Genomic DNA, 16,459 nt, shown 5'->3' on the forward strand with positions numbered 1-16,459 from the left:
ACTTACCTCACTCGCTCAGAGTCACAAGGTCTTCAGCAGCGACAACGACCGTCACTTCATCGCCCACCTCAGGTAGGTGACGACCACGATTGTTGACTGTCGCCTGCAACACGACCGAACCAATTTCGATGCGGAATTCGGCATGGCTGCCACGATAGAGCCGCTCGGTGATCCGACCCGGCAGATGATTGACGCCCTCTGCTCGCCCAGGCTTGAGGTCCAGCGTCTCCGGGCGAATCAGCACCAGTTCTCCCTGGGCAGCGTGTTGATTGCCCTCTTCGATTTCCAGCTCTTCGACTTCCAGCTCCCCGATTTCAGTCGTCAACCGGCCACCTTGTCGAGCCATGATCCGGTACAGGTTGTCGTGTCCCATGAAACGGGCAACAAACGCATTGGCTGGACGCTCATAGACATCACGCGGGGCGCCGACCTGCTGGATATTGCCGCCATTGAGCACGGCAATACGATCGGACATGACCATGGCCTCGTCCTGATCGTGGGTAACGAAGACAAAGGTCATGCCCAGACGTTTCTGCACTCTCAGCAGCTCTACCTGCAGTTGGCTGCGCAGGCCAGCATCCAGAGCCGACAGCGGCTCGTCCAGCAGCAGGACATCTGGTTCACAGACCAATGCCCTGGCCAGGGCAATACGTTGCTTCTGGCCCCCGGAAAGCTGATCGATGCGGCGATCGATCAGGTCGCCCAGGTGAATAAAGTGGGCAATTTCCGCCACTTTCTCCTCACGCTGTGCCTGAGGCACACCCCGCATCTTGAGACCGAAAGCCAGGTTCTCGCGTACCGAGAGATGGGGAAACAAGGCATAGGATTGGAAGACCGTGTTGACACTACGATGATGCGGAGGAACTTCCGTCACATCCTTGCCACCGATGGTCAGGCGGCCATCGTCCGCCTCTTCGAGACCGGCAAGAATACGCAGCATCGTGGTCTTGCCGCAGCCCGAAGGCCCCAGCAAGGTGAAGAACTCACCCGCCTCTATGTCCAGATCGACACCATTCAGGGCAACGGTGTCCTTGCCAAAGCGCTTGTGCAGTCCTTGCATCTGGATCGACGATGCTTGTCGTCGAGAAACATTCTCTCTGGACGCTTCATGGACAGCGTCTTGGGCCTTGCTGCCGGTCTCATCACCAAGGGAAGCGCTCCCACCTTCGCTGTGGAGACTGTTTTCACCCCCGCTGTGGGCATTCTTCATACCCCCGCTGTGGGCACCTTTCATACCCCCGCTGTGGGCACTCGTCGTCATCTCGGTCATGGAATCGTCCTCGTATGTCGGGCGGCCATTCACAGGCGGTCGCGCAGCTTGTAGAAATTAGTGGCAAGTACCAGTAACGGAGTGCGCAACCAGCGCCCACCGGGAAAGTGCCGATGTGGCATGGCGGCGAAGATATCGAACCGCTCGCTTTGTCCGGCAATGGTTTCGGACAGCAACTTGCCGGCCAGTCCGGCCATCGCCATGCCATGACCGGAGTAGCCCTGGGCGTAATAGAGGTTGTTGTCCAGACGGCCGAAATCCGGTGCACGGTTTAACGTGATGGCGATGTCGCCGCCCCAGCGATACTCGATGGCGATATTGTCGAGCACCGGGAACAGGTGACGGATCTTGTTATCAATGCGCGAATCCAGGCCTTTTGGTGGGTTTCCGTCATAACTCACTTCCCCGCCATAGATCAGGCGGCGATCAGCCGACAGGCGGTAGTAATCGAGAACGAAGTTGGCATCCGACAGGGCATCATTCTTCGGCAGCACCAGGGCAGCCTGTTCCGGTGTCATGGGAGCCGTTGCAATCATGTAGTTGGCACAGCGCATGATGCGCCCACTAAGCTGTGGCACCAGTCCGTTGCCATAAGCATTGGTGGCAACGATGACCTGATCGGCCGTCACTCGACCCTGGCGAGTCACCACGGAGGCAGGACGCCCCTGCCTGATGTCGACGACAGGACTTTCGCTATGAATGACCACACCAGCCTGTTGAGCCGCGCGGGCCAATCCCAGTGTGTAGTTGAGGGGGTGCAGGTGCCCTGCCTCGCTCTCCCACAGCGCAGCCGGATAGGCGTCCGTGACCACATGCTCACGCAAGGCGTCCCCTTCACGCCATTCCAGAGCCTGGTAGTCATAATCACGCGCCATGCGCTGTTGGTATTCGCGCAACTCCTTGACATGGCGAGGCTTGACCGCAGCATGCAGATAGCCCCAGGAAAGATCGCAAGGAATCTGATGGCGTTCGACCAGTTCTGCGGTGAGGCGTACCGCCTCCCGGCTCATTTCCCAGATATCCTTGGCGGCCGAATGGCCCAGCGCCTGTTCAACCGTGGCGATATCCGTTCCCAGGCCAGGCAGGATCTGGCCACCACTGCGGCCAGAAGCACCGTGACCCACGTCGTAGGCCTCAAGGATAACGACACGATAGCCTCGTTCGGCCAGGTGCAATGCGGCAGAACAGCCCGTGATGCCGGCACCGATCACACAGACATCGGCTCGAACATCACCTTTCAGAGGAGTACAGGGGGCCAGGTCGACCGCAACGGAATCACGGTACCAGGAGGCAGGAGTCGCGAACGACGATACAGCAGTCATAAAGAGTCCGTCTTGATTGCGCTTATTGTTGTCTATCGAAACTCGTTGTGATGATGCCGACTCAAGGTCAGCGCCACCTCTGTCAGTGTGACATCAGCACAAGGGGAAATGTCAAGTATTCGATAACAACAAATCATTCACCCAAAGGTCAGTCATTCCATAACTAACCGCACTAACCCTACAGCCACGGGTCTTTCAGGCATTACACTCACCGCACCAGCCTTATAGCGCTTCGACCATATTGATGAACACTTGTGCCATGTTCTTATGACATGCTGGCACGCACCTGTTGCATGGATACCTGCGCTATCGGGAGGGCTCTTTCGTCAATACCTGCAAAAAGGCTTCCAGCACCCGGTGAGGGCTACGATCGCGGCGAGTGATGGCAACAAATGGCGTCGAATAGCCTGCCTTTCCAGCACAGAGCAGGCGCAGACGCCCTTCTGCCACCCAGGCAGCCGCTTGATGATCTGGCAAGTATCCCAGGTAGGCTCCGGTCAGAATCAGAAACGCGGCCCCTTCCCTGTCGGAGGCCGTCGCGGTGCCTGTCAGCCAGGCAAGCGCTTCACGTCCAGACTCTGGAAGTGGATACGACGGCACTACCGCATCCCATTGCGCCAGCTCGGCTGGCTCAGGTTCTGCAGCATGGAACAGAGGATGCTCACAGCCGCAATAGAGACTCGAATGCTCACCATAGAGCGCCAGCGTCTCCACACTGGTAGGCAGATTGACTTCCGGCACCACTCCGACATGCAGGCGCCCATCGAGCACGGCCCTGGCGATCTCCCCTGGTGGATCCATGTGGATATTGATGCGCACTCCGGGTCCTTCTGCCTTGAGCCGAGCCAGGGAATGGGTAATACGCATTTCCGGATAGCTGACCAGAGTGTCAGTGATGCCAATGTTGAGCTCGCCGCGTAAATTGTGATGCAGGGCATTGACCTCGGTACGGAAGGCTTCGAGGCCAGCCAGCAACCGGCGAGCCCCTTGCAGCACTTCGTGCCCTTCTTCGGTCAGGGCAAAGCCGCCTCGCCCTCTCTTGCACAGCTTGAGTCCCAGACGTTTTTCCAGGTCGCCCATATGTAGACTGATCGCAGAGCGGCTGATACCAAGCTCCCCTTCCGCAGCGGAAAATCCGCCACACTCCGCTACGGTCTTGAACACTCGCAGCAAGCGGATATCAAAATCGGTGACCGGAGACGGAGATGGACGCTGGGGCTTCATAATGGACGGCTGTTGCACACTGGGCAGGCGGGATCCTTGGCCAGGCGAAAGTGACGCCATTCACCGCTCAAGCCATCGAAAGTGGATAGTCCGCCATGGGGGGAGCCTGACCTGGCAAGCAGCTTGATGGCTTCAAGCGCCTGGAAGCTGCCGATCATGCCGACCAGCGGTGCGATGACACCACTCTCGGCACAGGACAATGCCTCATCGCCCTGGTCATTCGGGGGATACAGGCAGGCATAGCAAGGGCTTTGTGCGTCACGTGGATCGAATACCGCGACCTGCCCGGAAAAGCGGATTGCTGCGCCAGATACCAGGGGTACTCCCGCCTCCATGCAAGCGGCATTGATGGCATAGCGGCTGGAAAAGCGATCGGTGCAATCCAGTACCACATCGGCCTGTCGAGCTGCCTCGAGCAGTTCTGCGTCATTGAGAAAACGCTTCACCACATGAATTCGACAATCGGAGTTCAATGCCTGTGCTGATGCGGCCGCTGATGCGGCCTTGTTGACGCCCAGATCCGCTTCATGATGGGCGATCTGGCGCTGGAGGTTGGAGATTTCCACTTCATCCGCATCAGCAATGGTCAGTTGTCCGACACCTGCTGCGGCCAGATACAGCACTACCGGTGAGCCCAGGCCACCAGCCCCGATAATCAATGCATGACCATCGAGCAAGCGCTGCTGCCCTTCGATATCCACCTGGGGCAACATGATCTGGCGGCTGTAACGCAGCAATTGCCGATCATTCATAGGCTGACTCATTTACCCTCGAACTCCTCGATGTCGGGAACATGCAGGGTAAAGTCCTCCTTGACCTCTTCCATCACCACATAACTCTTGGACTCCTTGACGCCCGGCAATGTCAGGACGACATCTCCCAGCAACTGACGATAAGCCGACATCTCAGGAATACGACACTTCAGGATGTAATCGAACTGGCCGGATACCAAGTGGCATTCCTGTATCTGCGGCAGCTTGGAGACCGCCCGGCGAAACTCATCGAATACCGCCGGCGACTGCGTCTCGAGACTGATCTCGACGAACACCAGCAAGTTGGCCTTGAGCTTGCGCGGATCCAGAATGGCCTTGTAGCCACGAATCACGCCCGCACGCTCCAGACGCTTGACGCGCTCCAGACAGGGAGTGGTGGAAAGTCCTACTTGGGTGGCAAGATCAACATAGGAGATACGAGCATTGTCCTGCAGGCAACGCAGAATCTTGAGATCAATACGATCGAGTGAGCGACTTTTGCTTTTCATTGTGGTTATGACTCGATAATCAGGGATGTGAAGCAGGCCTATGGTAACAACCTCTTGACGACGGTCTTGTCACCATAACGACTCAGAGATATCGACCAAAATACCCTGCAAGCAGGCATTTTTTCCATATTCTCGCACGTTAAAACCAATCTCGACGAAGGTTTTTACTGTATCCCTCTGTACCCTTCTGATCCATCCACATCCATCAACGCTGGGTATTCCAGGCTTTCGATCAGGGCAGGCTGGGCGCCTGATACCGTCCAACCGTCACTCTTTCATTCCCCGCCAGATCCAGCAGGCTTTTGACATCCGCATAATCACTGGCTTCCAGCAGTTCACGTACGACAGGACCCTGCTGATAGCCATGCTCCACCAGCAGCCATCCATTCGGCACCAGATGACACTGCGCACCTTGCGCAATACGTCGCAGGTCAGCAAGCCCTCCGTCGGCAGCGACCAATGCAGAAGACGGTTCGAAGCGCACATCACCCTGACCGAGATGAGGGTCCGCTACATCAATATAGGGGGGGTTGGAGACAATCAGCTCGAAATTTTCGGTATCGCTCAGTGCGGCAAACCAGTCACTAACGCGAAACACTGCCTGCAGTCCATGACGCTTGGCATTGCGGGTTGCCAACGCCACGGCTTCGGGTGAAAGGTCCAGCCCTTCAACGCGCCAGCCTGGGCGCTCACTGGCAAACGCCAAAGCGATGGCGCCGGTGCCGGTGCCGAGGTCCAGCAAGGCTCCTGTCGCCGTCTCTGCACGAGCCAGAGCGGCCTCCACAAGTGTTTCCGTATCCGGGCGTGGAATCAGAGTGGCACGGGAGGTCTCCAGCGCCAGTCCCCAGAACTCCCGCTCACCGGTCAGGTAGGCAACAGGCTGGCCTTCGGCACGGGCCCCCACCAAGGCCTCGAAACGCGCCCTGGCCAACACATCCATCGTGCGATCACCCCATGTGTAGAGCCAGGTTCGATCGACCTCCAGCACATGGGTCGCAATGACTTCCGCATCAAGCCGTGGCGTCTCCGAGCCTGCCTGCTGCAGGCGCGCTGCCGCCCGGGCCAACAGCACATCGATGCGCATCAGACCTCCTGCTGCAACGCTGCCAGCTGTTCGGCCTGGAACTCATGGATCAACGGTTCGATGACTTCATCCAGGCCATCGCCGGTGATGACTTCAGAAAGCTTGTACAGCGTCAGGTTGATGCGGTGATCTGTTACCCGGCCCTGAGGGAAGTTGTAGGTACGGATACGCTCGCTGCGATCACCTGAGCCAACCAGAGAGCGGCGCGCATCGGCCTGCTCCTGACGCTGACTGTCCTGGGCCGCCTGCTTGAGGCGAGCCGCCAGCAACGACATTGCCTTGGCCCGGTTCTTGTGCTGGCTGCGCTCTTCCTGGCATTCCACCACGACTCCGGTAGGCAGGTGGGTAATACGAATCGCCGAATCGGTCGTGTTGACGTGCTGGCCTCCAGCCCCACTGGAACGGAAGGTATCCACACGCAGGTCGGAAGGATTGATATCCACGTCTGTGACTTCATCTGCTTCCGGCATCACCGCCACCGTACAGGCAGAGGTATGGATACGGCCCTGGGACTCAGTCGCCGGTACTCGCTGGACACGATGAGCTCCGGACTCGAACTTGAGTCGGGCATAAGCCCCATCGCCCTTGACCCGAGAAATGATCTCTTTGTAGCCGCCTTGCTCACCGTGACTGGCACTGACCACCTCGACCTTCCAGCCCTGATTTTCAGCATAACGGGAATACATGCGGAACAGATCACCGGCAAACAGCGCAGCCTCGTCGCCTCCCGTTCCTGCACGTACCTCAAGGAAGACATTACGCCCATCATCAGGATCCTTGGGAACCAGCAGGCGCTTGAGCTCGCTATCCAGGGCTTCCAGACGCTCCTTGCCCTCTTCACGTTCCAGCTGGGCTAGTTCACGCATTTCTACATCCGCGTCCTCTGCCATCAGCTCCGCCGTCGCGATGTCTTCCTCGACGTTCCGATACTGGCGCCATGTCTCGACCAGCGATTCGAGCTCGGAATACTCGCGTGAATAATCACGAAACCGTGCCTGCTCAGAAATGACATCAGGATCTGACAGCAGTGCAGCAAGTTCTTCGAAACGCTCGACGAAGGCATCAAGACGCTGACGCAGGGAAGCTTTCATCGGTATATCCTTGAATTCTGGTTAGAAAGGCGACGCAACACAGGTTTGTGGCAAAGCAGGTTCGTGGCAAAGCAGGTTCGTGGCAAAGCAGCTTACTTAAGGAGATGAGTTTCCCTAATGTTCGCGCTCATCGTCGCCAAGCAATAGCTCAGCGGCTGCATCAAGCAGCTCCTGACGCTCTTGCGCAGCAGCGCTACGCAAGGACAGGGTGGGCTGATGGAGCAGACGATTGGTCAACTGGTGAGCCAGACGCTGAATGACTTTCTCTGGTGCCTCGCCATTGGCCAGGCGCGCCAGAGCCTGCTGTTCGGCCTCGTTGCGTAGAACATCGCCCTTGGCCCGCACTTCCCGAATGACATCGCCGGCACTGCGGATACGGCGCTCTTGAAACCAGTGAGCGACGCCACTTTCGATCAATGCCTCGGCCTGGTTGGCTGCGACCTGGCGATGACGTCGGTTCTCTTCGATGACCTCTTGCAGGTCATCGACGGTATACAGAAATACATCACCCAATTCGCTGACCTCAGGCTCGATATCCCGCGGCACGGCGATATCGACCATGAACACCGGGCGATGGCGACGACGCTTGAGCGCGCGCTCGACCATCCCCTTGCCGAGGATGGGCAGAGGTGCCGCTGTAGAAGAAATGACAATATCGGCCTCTTCCAGCGCCACCGGAATGCCATCCAGAGAAATGGCCTGACCGTTGAACTCTTCCGCCAGCTGGCTGGCTCGTTCCTTGGTGCGGTTGGCGACAGTGATGGTCTTGACGCCTGCCTCATGGAGATGGCGGGCAACCAGCTCGATCGTTTCCCCGGCTCCGATCAACAAGGCACGGGCCTTGGAGAAATCATCGAAGATGCGGCTAGCCAGGCTGACCGCTGCATAAGCCACCGAGACAGGATTCTTGCCAATGCTCGTCTCGGTACGTACCTGCTTGGCCACAGCAAAGGTATGCTGGAACAGGCGCTCCAGCTCACCGCCGAGTCCTTTGGCCGTGCGAGCAGCCTGATAGGCATCCTTGATCTGACCCAGAATCTGAGGCTCACCGAGGACCATGGAGTCCAGTCCCACCGCTACACGCATCAGGTGTCGTGCGGCTTCTCCGTCGACATAGTGATAGGCGCAAGAAAGCAGTTCTTCCGGCGGCAAGGCATGAAAGCGCCCCAGCCAATCCAGAACGTCGCGCTCACCGGCTTCATCAGTGACACAATACAATTCGGTGCGATTGCAGGTAGACAGCACGGCTGCCTCTCGCACTCTGGGCAAGGCACGGAGCTCTTTCAGCGCAATATCGAGCTGCGAAGGACCAAAGGCCACTTTCTCGCGCACCTCGACGGCAGCGGTACGATGGTTGATGCCAAGGGCAAGCAGGGTCATGCGTTAGACGTCTTCACCAGATAATGGCTGGGATGGTACCTTTTCTTGAGCAGGCTCCACTCCGCAAAGGCGACATATTCTAGCATATGAATTGCTGAACACCTGAGCCTTGATGCTCTTTACGTCATCATGCGACATCTCTGTATATCGCTTTCAACTTTGCTGCACCCGCTCAAGCCGCTATGCTGACGGCTGTTTCCAATGTAATGCCGATCACAGAATGCCATAGCGTCTCGATCGCTACATTCTACATCACGCTGATCGCTCCGACTGACATGATGAGGCCTGCATGCCCAGTAACACGCGCATTCGACAGCTGACGGGCCCCCTGACTTCCCTGACGCTCGCTGCCTTGCTCTGCGGCTGCCAGGGCCTATCCATTTCCTCCGCTGATGCTCAACCCAAGGATCCAATGGTGAACGCGCCGCCTATCACCAGAGGACTGGATGCCGAAGGCCTTTCTCTCCTGTTGACGGCAGAAATGGCCGGGCAGCGTGGTGACTTCCGACGAGCGACAGAAGGCTATCTAAAAGCTGCAGAGCGCTACCATTCTCCGGCATTGGTAAAACGTGCCACATTCGCCGCCCGCTTCACCGATGATCCCGAATTGCTTGAGCGGGCAGCACGCCGCTGGCAAACCCTTGCCCCTGAAACCACTGCAGCGGCAGAACTGTTGGGTTCCCTGGCATCGATTCGCGGTGACTGGAGCGAGGCCCTGCAGCAGAAGATCATTGCAATTGATGCGCGCGAACGCAGCGATATCACTCGCTTTGTTGATACCGCTCTCGCCTCTGGAGCGGACCCAAGCGCCATGGACAGCATTCTGCGCGAAGCGCTGGTATCACCTCCCGCCAGCAAGCCTGTACGGCTCGATCTCGAACTGGCGCTATCTCTGACCGAAACAGCCCAGGGCCAGTTGAAGAACGCCCAACAGCGCCTGGCGCGCCTGGGCAAGACCGCTGACGACATGCCCCAGCGCTGGCTGGCCACCTCGCGCCTGAACCTAGAACAAGACAACCCACAGGCAGCACGTCAGGCAGCGAAGCGTGGTCTCGACCTGGCGCCGCAAGACGCCCTCTTTCTCTTGCTGCTGGCCCAGGCCGATATCCGCATGGGTAACCTCGCAGCCGCTGAGAAAAGTACCGATGCCCTGCTCGCCGAGCGGGGTGATACACCCGAGCTCAGGATAGGCCTGGCCCGTCTTTATTTCAGTGAGGGACACACCGCACCGGTCAAACATCTGCTGCTACCTCTGGTCGGCGACCCCGATGCTCCCAGCGCGACCTATCTGTTGCTGGCCTCCATCGCGGAAGAAGAAGGTGATATCGACAACGCCCTCCTCTATTACCGTCAAGTACCCGAAGGCCCGAACTACCTGCTTTCCCGTCAGGCAGCTTCGCTCATGCTGACCGCCGACGGGCGCTTGCAGGACGCCCGAGACTTCCTGCGCTCGGAACGCCAGCACCATGATGAATCCTATACCGGACTGGTGATTATCGAGGCTCAACTGCTCGACGACGAGGGACTTGGCGAAGATGCTGACACGCTGCTTGAGCGTGAGCTGGCACGCACCCCCGAGGACAGCGACCTGCGCTACTTCTATGCCATGCGAGCCTGGCAGAATGGCGACATGGATACTTCGGAGAGCGAACTTCGCCGACTGGTCGAGCAAGAACCGGACAATGCCACTGCCCTCAACGCACTCGGTTATACCCTTGCCGATTCAGGCTCGCCAGATGAGCTTGATGAAGCAGAAGCCTTGATCCAGAGAGCCTACAAGCTGGATCCTCAGAGCGCCGCCATCCAGGATAGCCTCGGCTGGGTTGCCTATCGTCGAGGCGACCTGACCACCGCTCTACGTTGGATCGAGCAGGCCTGGAACACCCTTCCTGACCAGGAAGTGGCTGCCCACCTGATTGAAGTCTTGTGGGACCTGGGACAACACGAACGCGCCCAAGAAATTCTCGGCGTGGCACGCGAGCAGTTCCCGAACCATCCTTATATAGATGAATTGCTGGAACGACGCCCCGAGATCACCCCTTGAGCGACCATCGCTCCTGATATATAGCTGCTTTATGTGTAATAGCTGCCCTGTATGTAAATAGTTGCTCTGCATATAAATAGCTGCTCGGCCTGACTGACAAGGATTGTGACATGATCAAGACGCTACGACTTTCTGCTGCTGCCCTGTGTATCTCCGTGCTAGCAGGCTGTGCCGCACCAGCTGCGACCAACAAGGCTGCCACTGAGCGCACTGCCGGCCTGTGGGAACAGCAAATGGCAGAGGTCAAGGCTTTCGACTCCTGGACCTTGACCGGAAAGGTGGGTTTGCGAACGCCCGAAGAAACCAATAGCGCCAACCTCGACTGGCTACAGACACCTTATTATTACCGTCTGCTCGTCACGGGTCCGCTTGGTGCCGGTCGCAGCACCCTGGAAGGTCGCGAGGGTCGTTTCTCATTGACCAACAGCGAAGGCCGCTTCGAGGCCGAAACGCCGGAAGCCCTGATGGAACAGCGACTCGGCTGGTCATTGCCGGTATCCCAGCTGACGACATGGGTTCGTGGCCTGCCCGTGGAAGGACAGCCTCATACTTCCACCGAGGATAACCTTGGCTTCCCCGCCACGCTGTCCCAGGATGGATGGAAGATCGATTACCGTGGCTGGATGAATGTGGATGGCGTCTGGCTGCCTAACCGCATGGTCATGACCTACGGTGACATTCGAGCCACTCTGGTGGTCAATCAATGGCAAGCAGGCGAAGGCAGCGAATAAGTCCATGTCCACGCCTGTACATGCCACTGCGCCAGGAAAGGATGAGTCGGCCTCTATGTTGTCCAGCCACCAGTCCGATGTAGATGGCTTCACCCTGCCAGCTCCAGCGAAGCTGAACAGGATGCTGCATATCATCGGACGCCGCGACGACGGCTATCATGAGCTGCAAACCCTGTTCCAGTTCCTTGACCATGGTGACAGCCTGCATTTCTACCTGCGTAACGATGACAGCATCGTGCTGCACGGAGACCTGGAGGGCGTCAAGCCACAAGACAACCTTGTCTATCGTGCTGCCGCCCTGCTTCAGAGAGTCTCTGGCTCGCGCCAGGGCGTGACGATCCGTATGGACAAGCGACTTCCCGTGGGAGGCGGCCTCGGCGGAGGCAGCAGCGATGCCGCTTCTACCCTGGCAGGACTCAATGCCCTGTGGCATCTGGGGCTTTCCAATGAGAAGCTGGCCGAGCTGGGGCTGACCCTGGGTGCCGATGTTCCCGTGTTCGTCCGCGGATATGCAGCCTGGGCTGAAGGCATTGGTGAACACCTGACCCCAGTGGAACTGGACTCCTCCTGGTTCGTGGTTGTTCACCCTGGAGTATCCGTCTCGACACCTGAAGTATTCAATGCTCCAGAATTGACACGAGACAGCCCCCCTATTACCATGGCGCGCGCACTCAAGGGGGGAGCGTCGAACTGGCGCAATGATTGCGAGCCAACTGTCAGGCAGCGTTACCCTGAAGTGGCCCATGCTCTGGAGTGGCTGAAAGCCCGGGCGCCGTCCATGTTGACGGGCACCGGTGCTTGTGTCTTTGCCACTCTAGGCAGCGAGTCTGGAGCCCGACGCTTGATGAGCGAGCTCGAAGCAGCCCATCCCGGCTGGCATGCTTTCATCGCGCAGGGTCTTAATCGTTCTCCTCTCTTGGACGCCCTGAATGCCTAGTACCGTCTATATATGCATTGTCTATCATAGAGGCTTGCTTCATATGGATGGAAACTAGCGGAACGGCGTCATTGCTGGGGTATCGCCAAGTGGTAAGGCACCGGTTTTTGGTATCGGCATTCGGAGGTTCGAATCCTCCTACCCCAGCCAACTTTCTTCTGGGCCCTTTAGCCCACTCCGAAGATCAACACAGCAAAGGTGGCTGCGCGTGTCAAAATTGATGGTTTTCGCCGGGAATGCCAACCCCGAACTCGCCCGAAAGGTCGCCGAGAGCCTGGATAGCAGACTGGGCAACGCTACGGTCGGTCAATTCAGCGACGGCGAAATCGCGGTAGAGATCAACGAGAACGTGCGCGGCAAGGACGTCTTCGTCCTGCAGTCCACCTGTGCACCGACCAATGATAACCTGCTGGAATTGATCCTGATGGTTGATGCTCTGCGTCGCGCTTCTGCGACCCGCATCACCGCCGTGGTTCCCTACTTCGGCTACGCTCGTCAGGACCGTCGTGTGCGCTCTGCTCGCGTACCGATTTCCGCCAAGATCGTTGCCGACATGATGGTCAAGGCAGGTGTCGATCGCGTCATGACCATGGACCTGCATGCGGATCAGATCCAGGGCTTCTTCGATGTGCCGGTAGACAACGTCTATGGCTCACCGATCCTGCTTGATGACATCGAGCGTCAGAATTACGACGATCTGGTCGTGGTATCACCAGACGTTGGCGGCGTGGTTCGTGCCCGGGCCATTGCCAAGCAACTCAACGTGGATCTCGCCATCATCGACAAGCGTCGCCCCCAGGCCAACCAGGCCCAGGTGATGCATATCATCGGCGATATCCAGGACCGCACCTGCGTGGTGGTAGACGACATGATCGATACTGCCGGCACCCTGTGCAAGGCTGGCGAAGCGCTCAAGGAGCACGGCGCCAAGCGTGTGGTGGCCTACGCCACTCACCCGATTCTGTCGGGTCCGGCGGTGGACAACATCACCAACTCCGTACTGGATGAAGTGGTCGTCACCGATACCATTCCGCTGTCTGACGAAGCCCGTCGCAGTGGTCGTATCCGCCAGCTCAGCGTATCTGGCCTGATTGCTGAAGCGATCCGTCGTGTCAGCAACGAAGAATCCGTCAGCGCGATGTTCCACTGATCCCTTGGCGGGGAATCCCCCGCGGGAACGGGAAAAGAACAACATCGTGCCGGTAAGCACCCCAGGTTCACCCGGGGTTATATGGAACCACCAGACGTCTGGTCGCGGGCTCTGGTGACTTCCTGACTTGAAAGCATCGGCATTTCGCCGTGCTTTTGTTAGCCAAGAGGCAATTTCATGTCTGATTACAACATCACAGCCAGCGTTCGTAACGACCTGGGGAAAGGTGCGAGCCGCCGCCTGCGTCGTGCGAACCAGCAAGTCCCGGCCATCATCTACGGTGGTACCGAGGCTCCCCAGTCCATCGCTGTGGACAAGTCCGCTTTCTACAAAGCTCTGGAAGACGAGGCGTTCTTCTCCTCCGTCATCACCCTGAGCGTGGAAGGCAAGACTCAGCAAGTCGTTCTTCGTGACCTGCAGCGTCACCCCTACAAGCCGCTGGTGACCCACGCTGACTTCCTGCGCGTCGACGCCACTCACGAAATCACCATGCGCGTCCCGCTGCACATCGTGGGCCAGGATGATTCCAAGGCGATCAAGGAACAGGACGGCGAACTCCATCAGTTGGCCTCAGAAATCGAAGTCAGCTGCCTGCCGAAGGACCTGCCCGATTACCTCGAAGCTGATATCTCCGGCCTGGAGTTGGGTGCTGCCCTGCACCTGTCAGACATCAAGGTACCGGCTGGCGTGACCATCGTTGAGCTGACTCATGGTGAAGACCATGACCAGGCCATCGCTAACGTCACCAAGGCCAAGGTCGCTGGCGAAGCTGAAGACGGCGAAGCTGGTGAAGCTGGCGAAGCCAGTAGCGAAGAAGACAAAGGTGAAGAAAGCGCCGAGTAATCGCGCCGACTTTATCCTGGAGGGGCCACCACGGTGGCCCCTTTGCTTTGGCGTGATACTTCTAGCCAACCATGCTTTCTTGAGCCAACAGAGCCCTTTCCCCAGCATCTCCAAGGGCCTGTTCGAAGAGCGGGCGGGCCATCGAGCCCAGGCGCTATCGAACAGCCCCCAGGGTTCTGGGCAAAGTGCTCATTTTCACTGATGGGAGTTGTTGCGATGACCAGGATCAAGGCGCTGATCGGCTTGGCCAACCCAGGAGAAGAATACGCAGCGACCCGACACAATGCGGGAGCCTGGTTGGCCGAGGAAGTCGCTCGCCAGGCCGGCACCAGCCTGCGCCCGGAGAAGAAGTTTCTTGGTCTGTATGCCAAGGCTGTCATCGACGGACAGGACCTGCATCTGCTCATCCCCACTACGTACATGAACCGCTCCGGCGGTGCCGTGGCAGCCTTGGCCAATTTCTACAAGATTGCCCCGGATGAAATGCTCATCGCCCATGACGAGCTCGACCTGTCACCGGGCACCGCTCGCTACAAGCAGGGAGGCGGCCATGGCGGGCATAATGGCCTGCGCGACATCATCAGTGCCTTGGGCAATGACAAGTCCTTCCATCGAGCGCGCATCGGTATCGGTCACCCCGGCAATGCAGCAATGGTCGTCAACTACGTGCTGGGCCGCCCCGGCAAAAGCGAGCGTGATGCCATCGATCAGGCAATAACAGAATGCCTTGCCACTCTGCCCCAGGCACTGGCAGGCGACTGGGCCAAGGCCATGAATCGTCTTCACAGCTTCTCGGTGTGAATTCTTCACTCGTTCAAACCGCTTCTCGGTGTGGCTGGTGACGGGTAAAATCACGCCCCAGACTTTATTTTTTATTCAGGACACTTCCATGGGATTCAATTGCGGCATCGTGGGTCTGCCCAACGTCGGCAAATCCACCCTGTTCAACGCCCTGACCAAGTCCGGCATCGACGCCGAGAACTTCCCTTTCTGCACCATCGAGCCCAACGTCGGTATCGTGCCCATGCCTGATCCGCGTCTCGACAAGCTGGCAGAAATCGTCAAACCGGAACGGGTGCTGCCCACCACCATGGAGTTCGTCGATATCGCTGGGCTCGTTGCGGGTGCTTCCAAGGGAGAAGGCCTCGGCAATCAGTTCCTGGCCAACATTCGCGAGACCCAGGCCATCGCCCACGTGGTGCGCTGCTTCGATAACGATAACGTTATCCATGTCGCCAACCAGGTCGATCCCCGCGCAGATATCGAGACCATCAACCTGGAACTGGCCCTGGCGGACCTCGACACCGTGGACCGCGCCATCCAGCGCCTGGTCCGAGTGGTCAAGGGCGGTGACAAGGAAGCCATTGCCACCAAGGCGATTCTCGACCGTATCCAGCCGCACCTCGCTGAAGGTCAGCCCCTGCGCAGCTTTGATCTCAGCGAGGACGAGATCAAGCAGATCAAGAGCTTTGGCTTCTTGACCCTGAAGCCGACCATGTACATTGCCAACGTCAATGAGGATGGCTTCGACAACAACCCGTACCTCGACATCGTGCGCGAGATCGCCGAGGCGGAAGGCGCTGTAGTAGTACCGGTATGCAACCAGCTTGAGGCCGAGATCGCTGAACTCGACGATGACGAGCGCTCGATGTTCCTCGACGAAATGGGCATGGAAGAGCCTGGCCTTGATCGTGTCATCCGTGCCGGCTATGCCCTGCTTGGCCTGCAGACCTACTTCACTGCTGGGGTGAAGGAAGTTCGTGCCTGGACCGTCAAGGTAGGAGCCACCGCCCCCGAAGGCGCCGGCGTCATCCACACCGATTTCCAGAAAGGCTTCATCCGCGCAGAAGTCATCGCCTATGACGACTTCATTGCCTACAACGGTGAGCAAGGTGCCAAGGATGCCGGCAAGTGGCGCCTGGAAGGCAAGGAGTACATCGTCAAGGACGGCGACGTCATTCACTTCCGCTTCAATGTCTAAGCGCGAAGCCTGAGCCAAAGCAGCACCCTTGAAGCCCTTGATGAAAAGTCATCAAGGGCTTTTTACTTTGCACGCTTGGGCGTTTTTACGATTGAACTTTTACGACCAGGCTTTCACGATTGAGCTTTCGCGACCAAGACC

At 58.2% G+C, this 16,459-nt stretch carries 15 protein-coding genes and 1 tRNA gene; 8 read left to right on the forward strand and 8 right to left on the reverse strand.

The window, feature by feature from the left end:
• Nucleotides 1-7 precede the first annotated feature (7 nt).
• The 8 genes from E4T21_RS11780 to hemA form a co-directional block, all read right to left on the reverse strand.
• Nucleotides 8-1,270 (reverse strand): ABC transporter ATP-binding protein, encoded by a 1,263-nt coding sequence (locus E4T21_RS11780; protein WP_240349116.1) that lies wholly within the window; start codon nucleotides 1,268-1,270, stop codon nucleotides 8-10.
• Between the two features lie 29 nt (nucleotides 1,271-1,299).
• Entirely contained in the window at nucleotides 1,300-2,592 is a 1,293-nt protein-coding gene (locus tag E4T21_RS11785; RefSeq protein WP_149285154.1) for an NAD(P)/FAD-dependent oxidoreductase, read from the reverse strand.
• Between the two features lie 306 nt (nucleotides 2,593-2,898).
• A complete protein-coding gene (locus E4T21_RS11790; protein WP_149285155.1) occupies nucleotides 2,899-3,816 on the reverse strand; it encodes a LysR family transcriptional regulator in 918 nt (305 codons plus the stop codon).
• Nucleotides 3,813-4,580 (reverse strand): HesA/MoeB/ThiF family protein, encoded by a 768-nt coding sequence (locus E4T21_RS11795; protein ID WP_240349117.1) that lies wholly within the window; start codon nucleotides 4,578-4,580, stop codon nucleotides 3,813-3,815. The genes E4T21_RS11790 and E4T21_RS11795 overlap by 4 nt, the downstream gene beginning before the upstream one ends.
• The gene (locus tag E4T21_RS11800) at nucleotides 4,577-5,077 is read right to left on the reverse strand and encodes an Lrp/AsnC ligand binding domain-containing protein (RefSeq protein WP_149285156.1); all 501 of its coding nucleotides are present in this window, start codon (nucleotides 5,075-5,077) and stop codon (nucleotides 4,577-4,579) included. Before E4T21_RS11800 ends, E4T21_RS11795 begins: the two co-directional genes overlap by 4 nt.
• A 232-nt stretch (nucleotides 5,078-5,309) precedes the next feature.
• Nucleotides 5,310-6,161, reverse strand: a complete 852-nt coding sequence (gene prmC, locus E4T21_RS11805; RefSeq protein WP_149285157.1) for a peptide chain release factor N(5)-glutamine methyltransferase — start codon at nucleotides 6,159-6,161, stop codon at nucleotides 5,310-5,312.
• Nucleotides 6,161-7,252 carry a peptide chain release factor 1 gene (prfA, locus tag E4T21_RS11810; protein ID WP_149285158.1) on the reverse strand — a complete coding sequence of 364 codons (1,092 nt, stop codon included), beginning with the start codon at nucleotides 7,250-7,252 and terminating at the stop codon, nucleotides 6,161-6,163. The genes prmC and prfA overlap by 1 nt, the downstream gene beginning before the upstream one ends.
• Nucleotides 7,253-7,366: 114 nt before the next feature.
• Nucleotides 7,367-8,632: a glutamyl-tRNA reductase gene (gene hemA, locus E4T21_RS11815; RefSeq protein WP_149285159.1), complete on the reverse strand. Its 1,266-nt coding sequence runs from the start codon at nucleotides 8,630-8,632 to the stop codon at nucleotides 7,367-7,369.
• Between the two features lie 289 nt (nucleotides 8,633-8,921).
• Here hemA and E4T21_RS11820 point away from each other — a divergent pair, with 289 nt between their 5' ends.
• The 8 genes from E4T21_RS11820 (at nucleotide 8,922) to ychF (ending at nucleotide 16,318) form a co-directional block, all read left to right on the forward strand.
• Entirely contained in the window at nucleotides 8,922-10,676 is a 1,755-nt protein-coding gene (locus E4T21_RS11820) for a tetratricopeptide repeat protein (protein ID WP_149285160.1), read from the forward strand.
• Between the two features lie 110 nt (nucleotides 10,677-10,786).
• Nucleotides 10,787-11,407 carry a lipoprotein insertase outer membrane protein LolB gene (lolB, locus tag E4T21_RS11825; protein WP_149285161.1) on the forward strand — a complete coding sequence of 207 codons (621 nt, stop codon included), beginning with the start codon at nucleotides 10,787-10,789 and terminating at the stop codon, nucleotides 11,405-11,407.
• Between the two features lie 55 nt (nucleotides 11,408-11,462).
• A complete protein-coding gene (gene ispE / locus E4T21_RS11830; protein ID WP_149287178.1) occupies nucleotides 11,463-12,344 on the forward strand; it encodes a 4-(cytidine 5'-diphospho)-2-C-methyl-D-erythritol kinase in 882 nt (293 codons plus the stop codon).
• A gap of 75 nt (nucleotides 12,345-12,419) precedes the next feature.
• Nucleotides 12,420-12,494 (forward strand) — tRNA-Gln (locus E4T21_RS11835).
• A 58-nt stretch (nucleotides 12,495-12,552) separates the two neighbouring features.
• Nucleotides 12,553-13,494 carry a ribose-phosphate pyrophosphokinase gene (locus tag E4T21_RS11840; RefSeq protein ID WP_149285162.1) on the forward strand — a complete coding sequence of 314 codons (942 nt, stop codon included), beginning with the start codon at nucleotides 12,553-12,555 and terminating at the stop codon, nucleotides 13,492-13,494.
• A gap of 177 nt (nucleotides 13,495-13,671) precedes the next feature.
• Nucleotides 13,672-14,337: a 50S ribosomal protein L25/general stress protein Ctc gene (locus E4T21_RS11845; protein ID WP_149285163.1), complete on the forward strand. Its 666-nt coding sequence runs from the start codon at nucleotides 13,672-13,674 to the stop codon at nucleotides 14,335-14,337.
• A 216-nt stretch (nucleotides 14,338-14,553) separates the two neighbouring features.
• Nucleotides 14,554-15,138 (forward strand): aminoacyl-tRNA hydrolase, encoded by a 585-nt coding sequence (gene pth / locus E4T21_RS11850; protein WP_149285164.1) that lies wholly within the window; start codon nucleotides 14,554-14,556, stop codon nucleotides 15,136-15,138.
• Nucleotides 15,139-15,226: 88 nt separating this feature from the next.
• The gene (gene ychF, locus E4T21_RS11855; protein ID WP_149285165.1) at nucleotides 15,227-16,318 is read left to right on the forward strand and encodes a redox-regulated ATPase YchF; all 1,092 of its coding nucleotides are present in this window, start codon (nucleotides 15,227-15,229) and stop codon (nucleotides 16,316-16,318) included.
• The last annotated feature ends 141 nt before the right edge of the window (nucleotides 16,319-16,459 follow it).

The organism is Halomonas binhaiensis, assembly GCF_008329985.2.
GTDB lineage: Bacteria > Pseudomonadota > Gammaproteobacteria > Pseudomonadales > Halomonadaceae > Halomonas > Halomonas binhaiensis.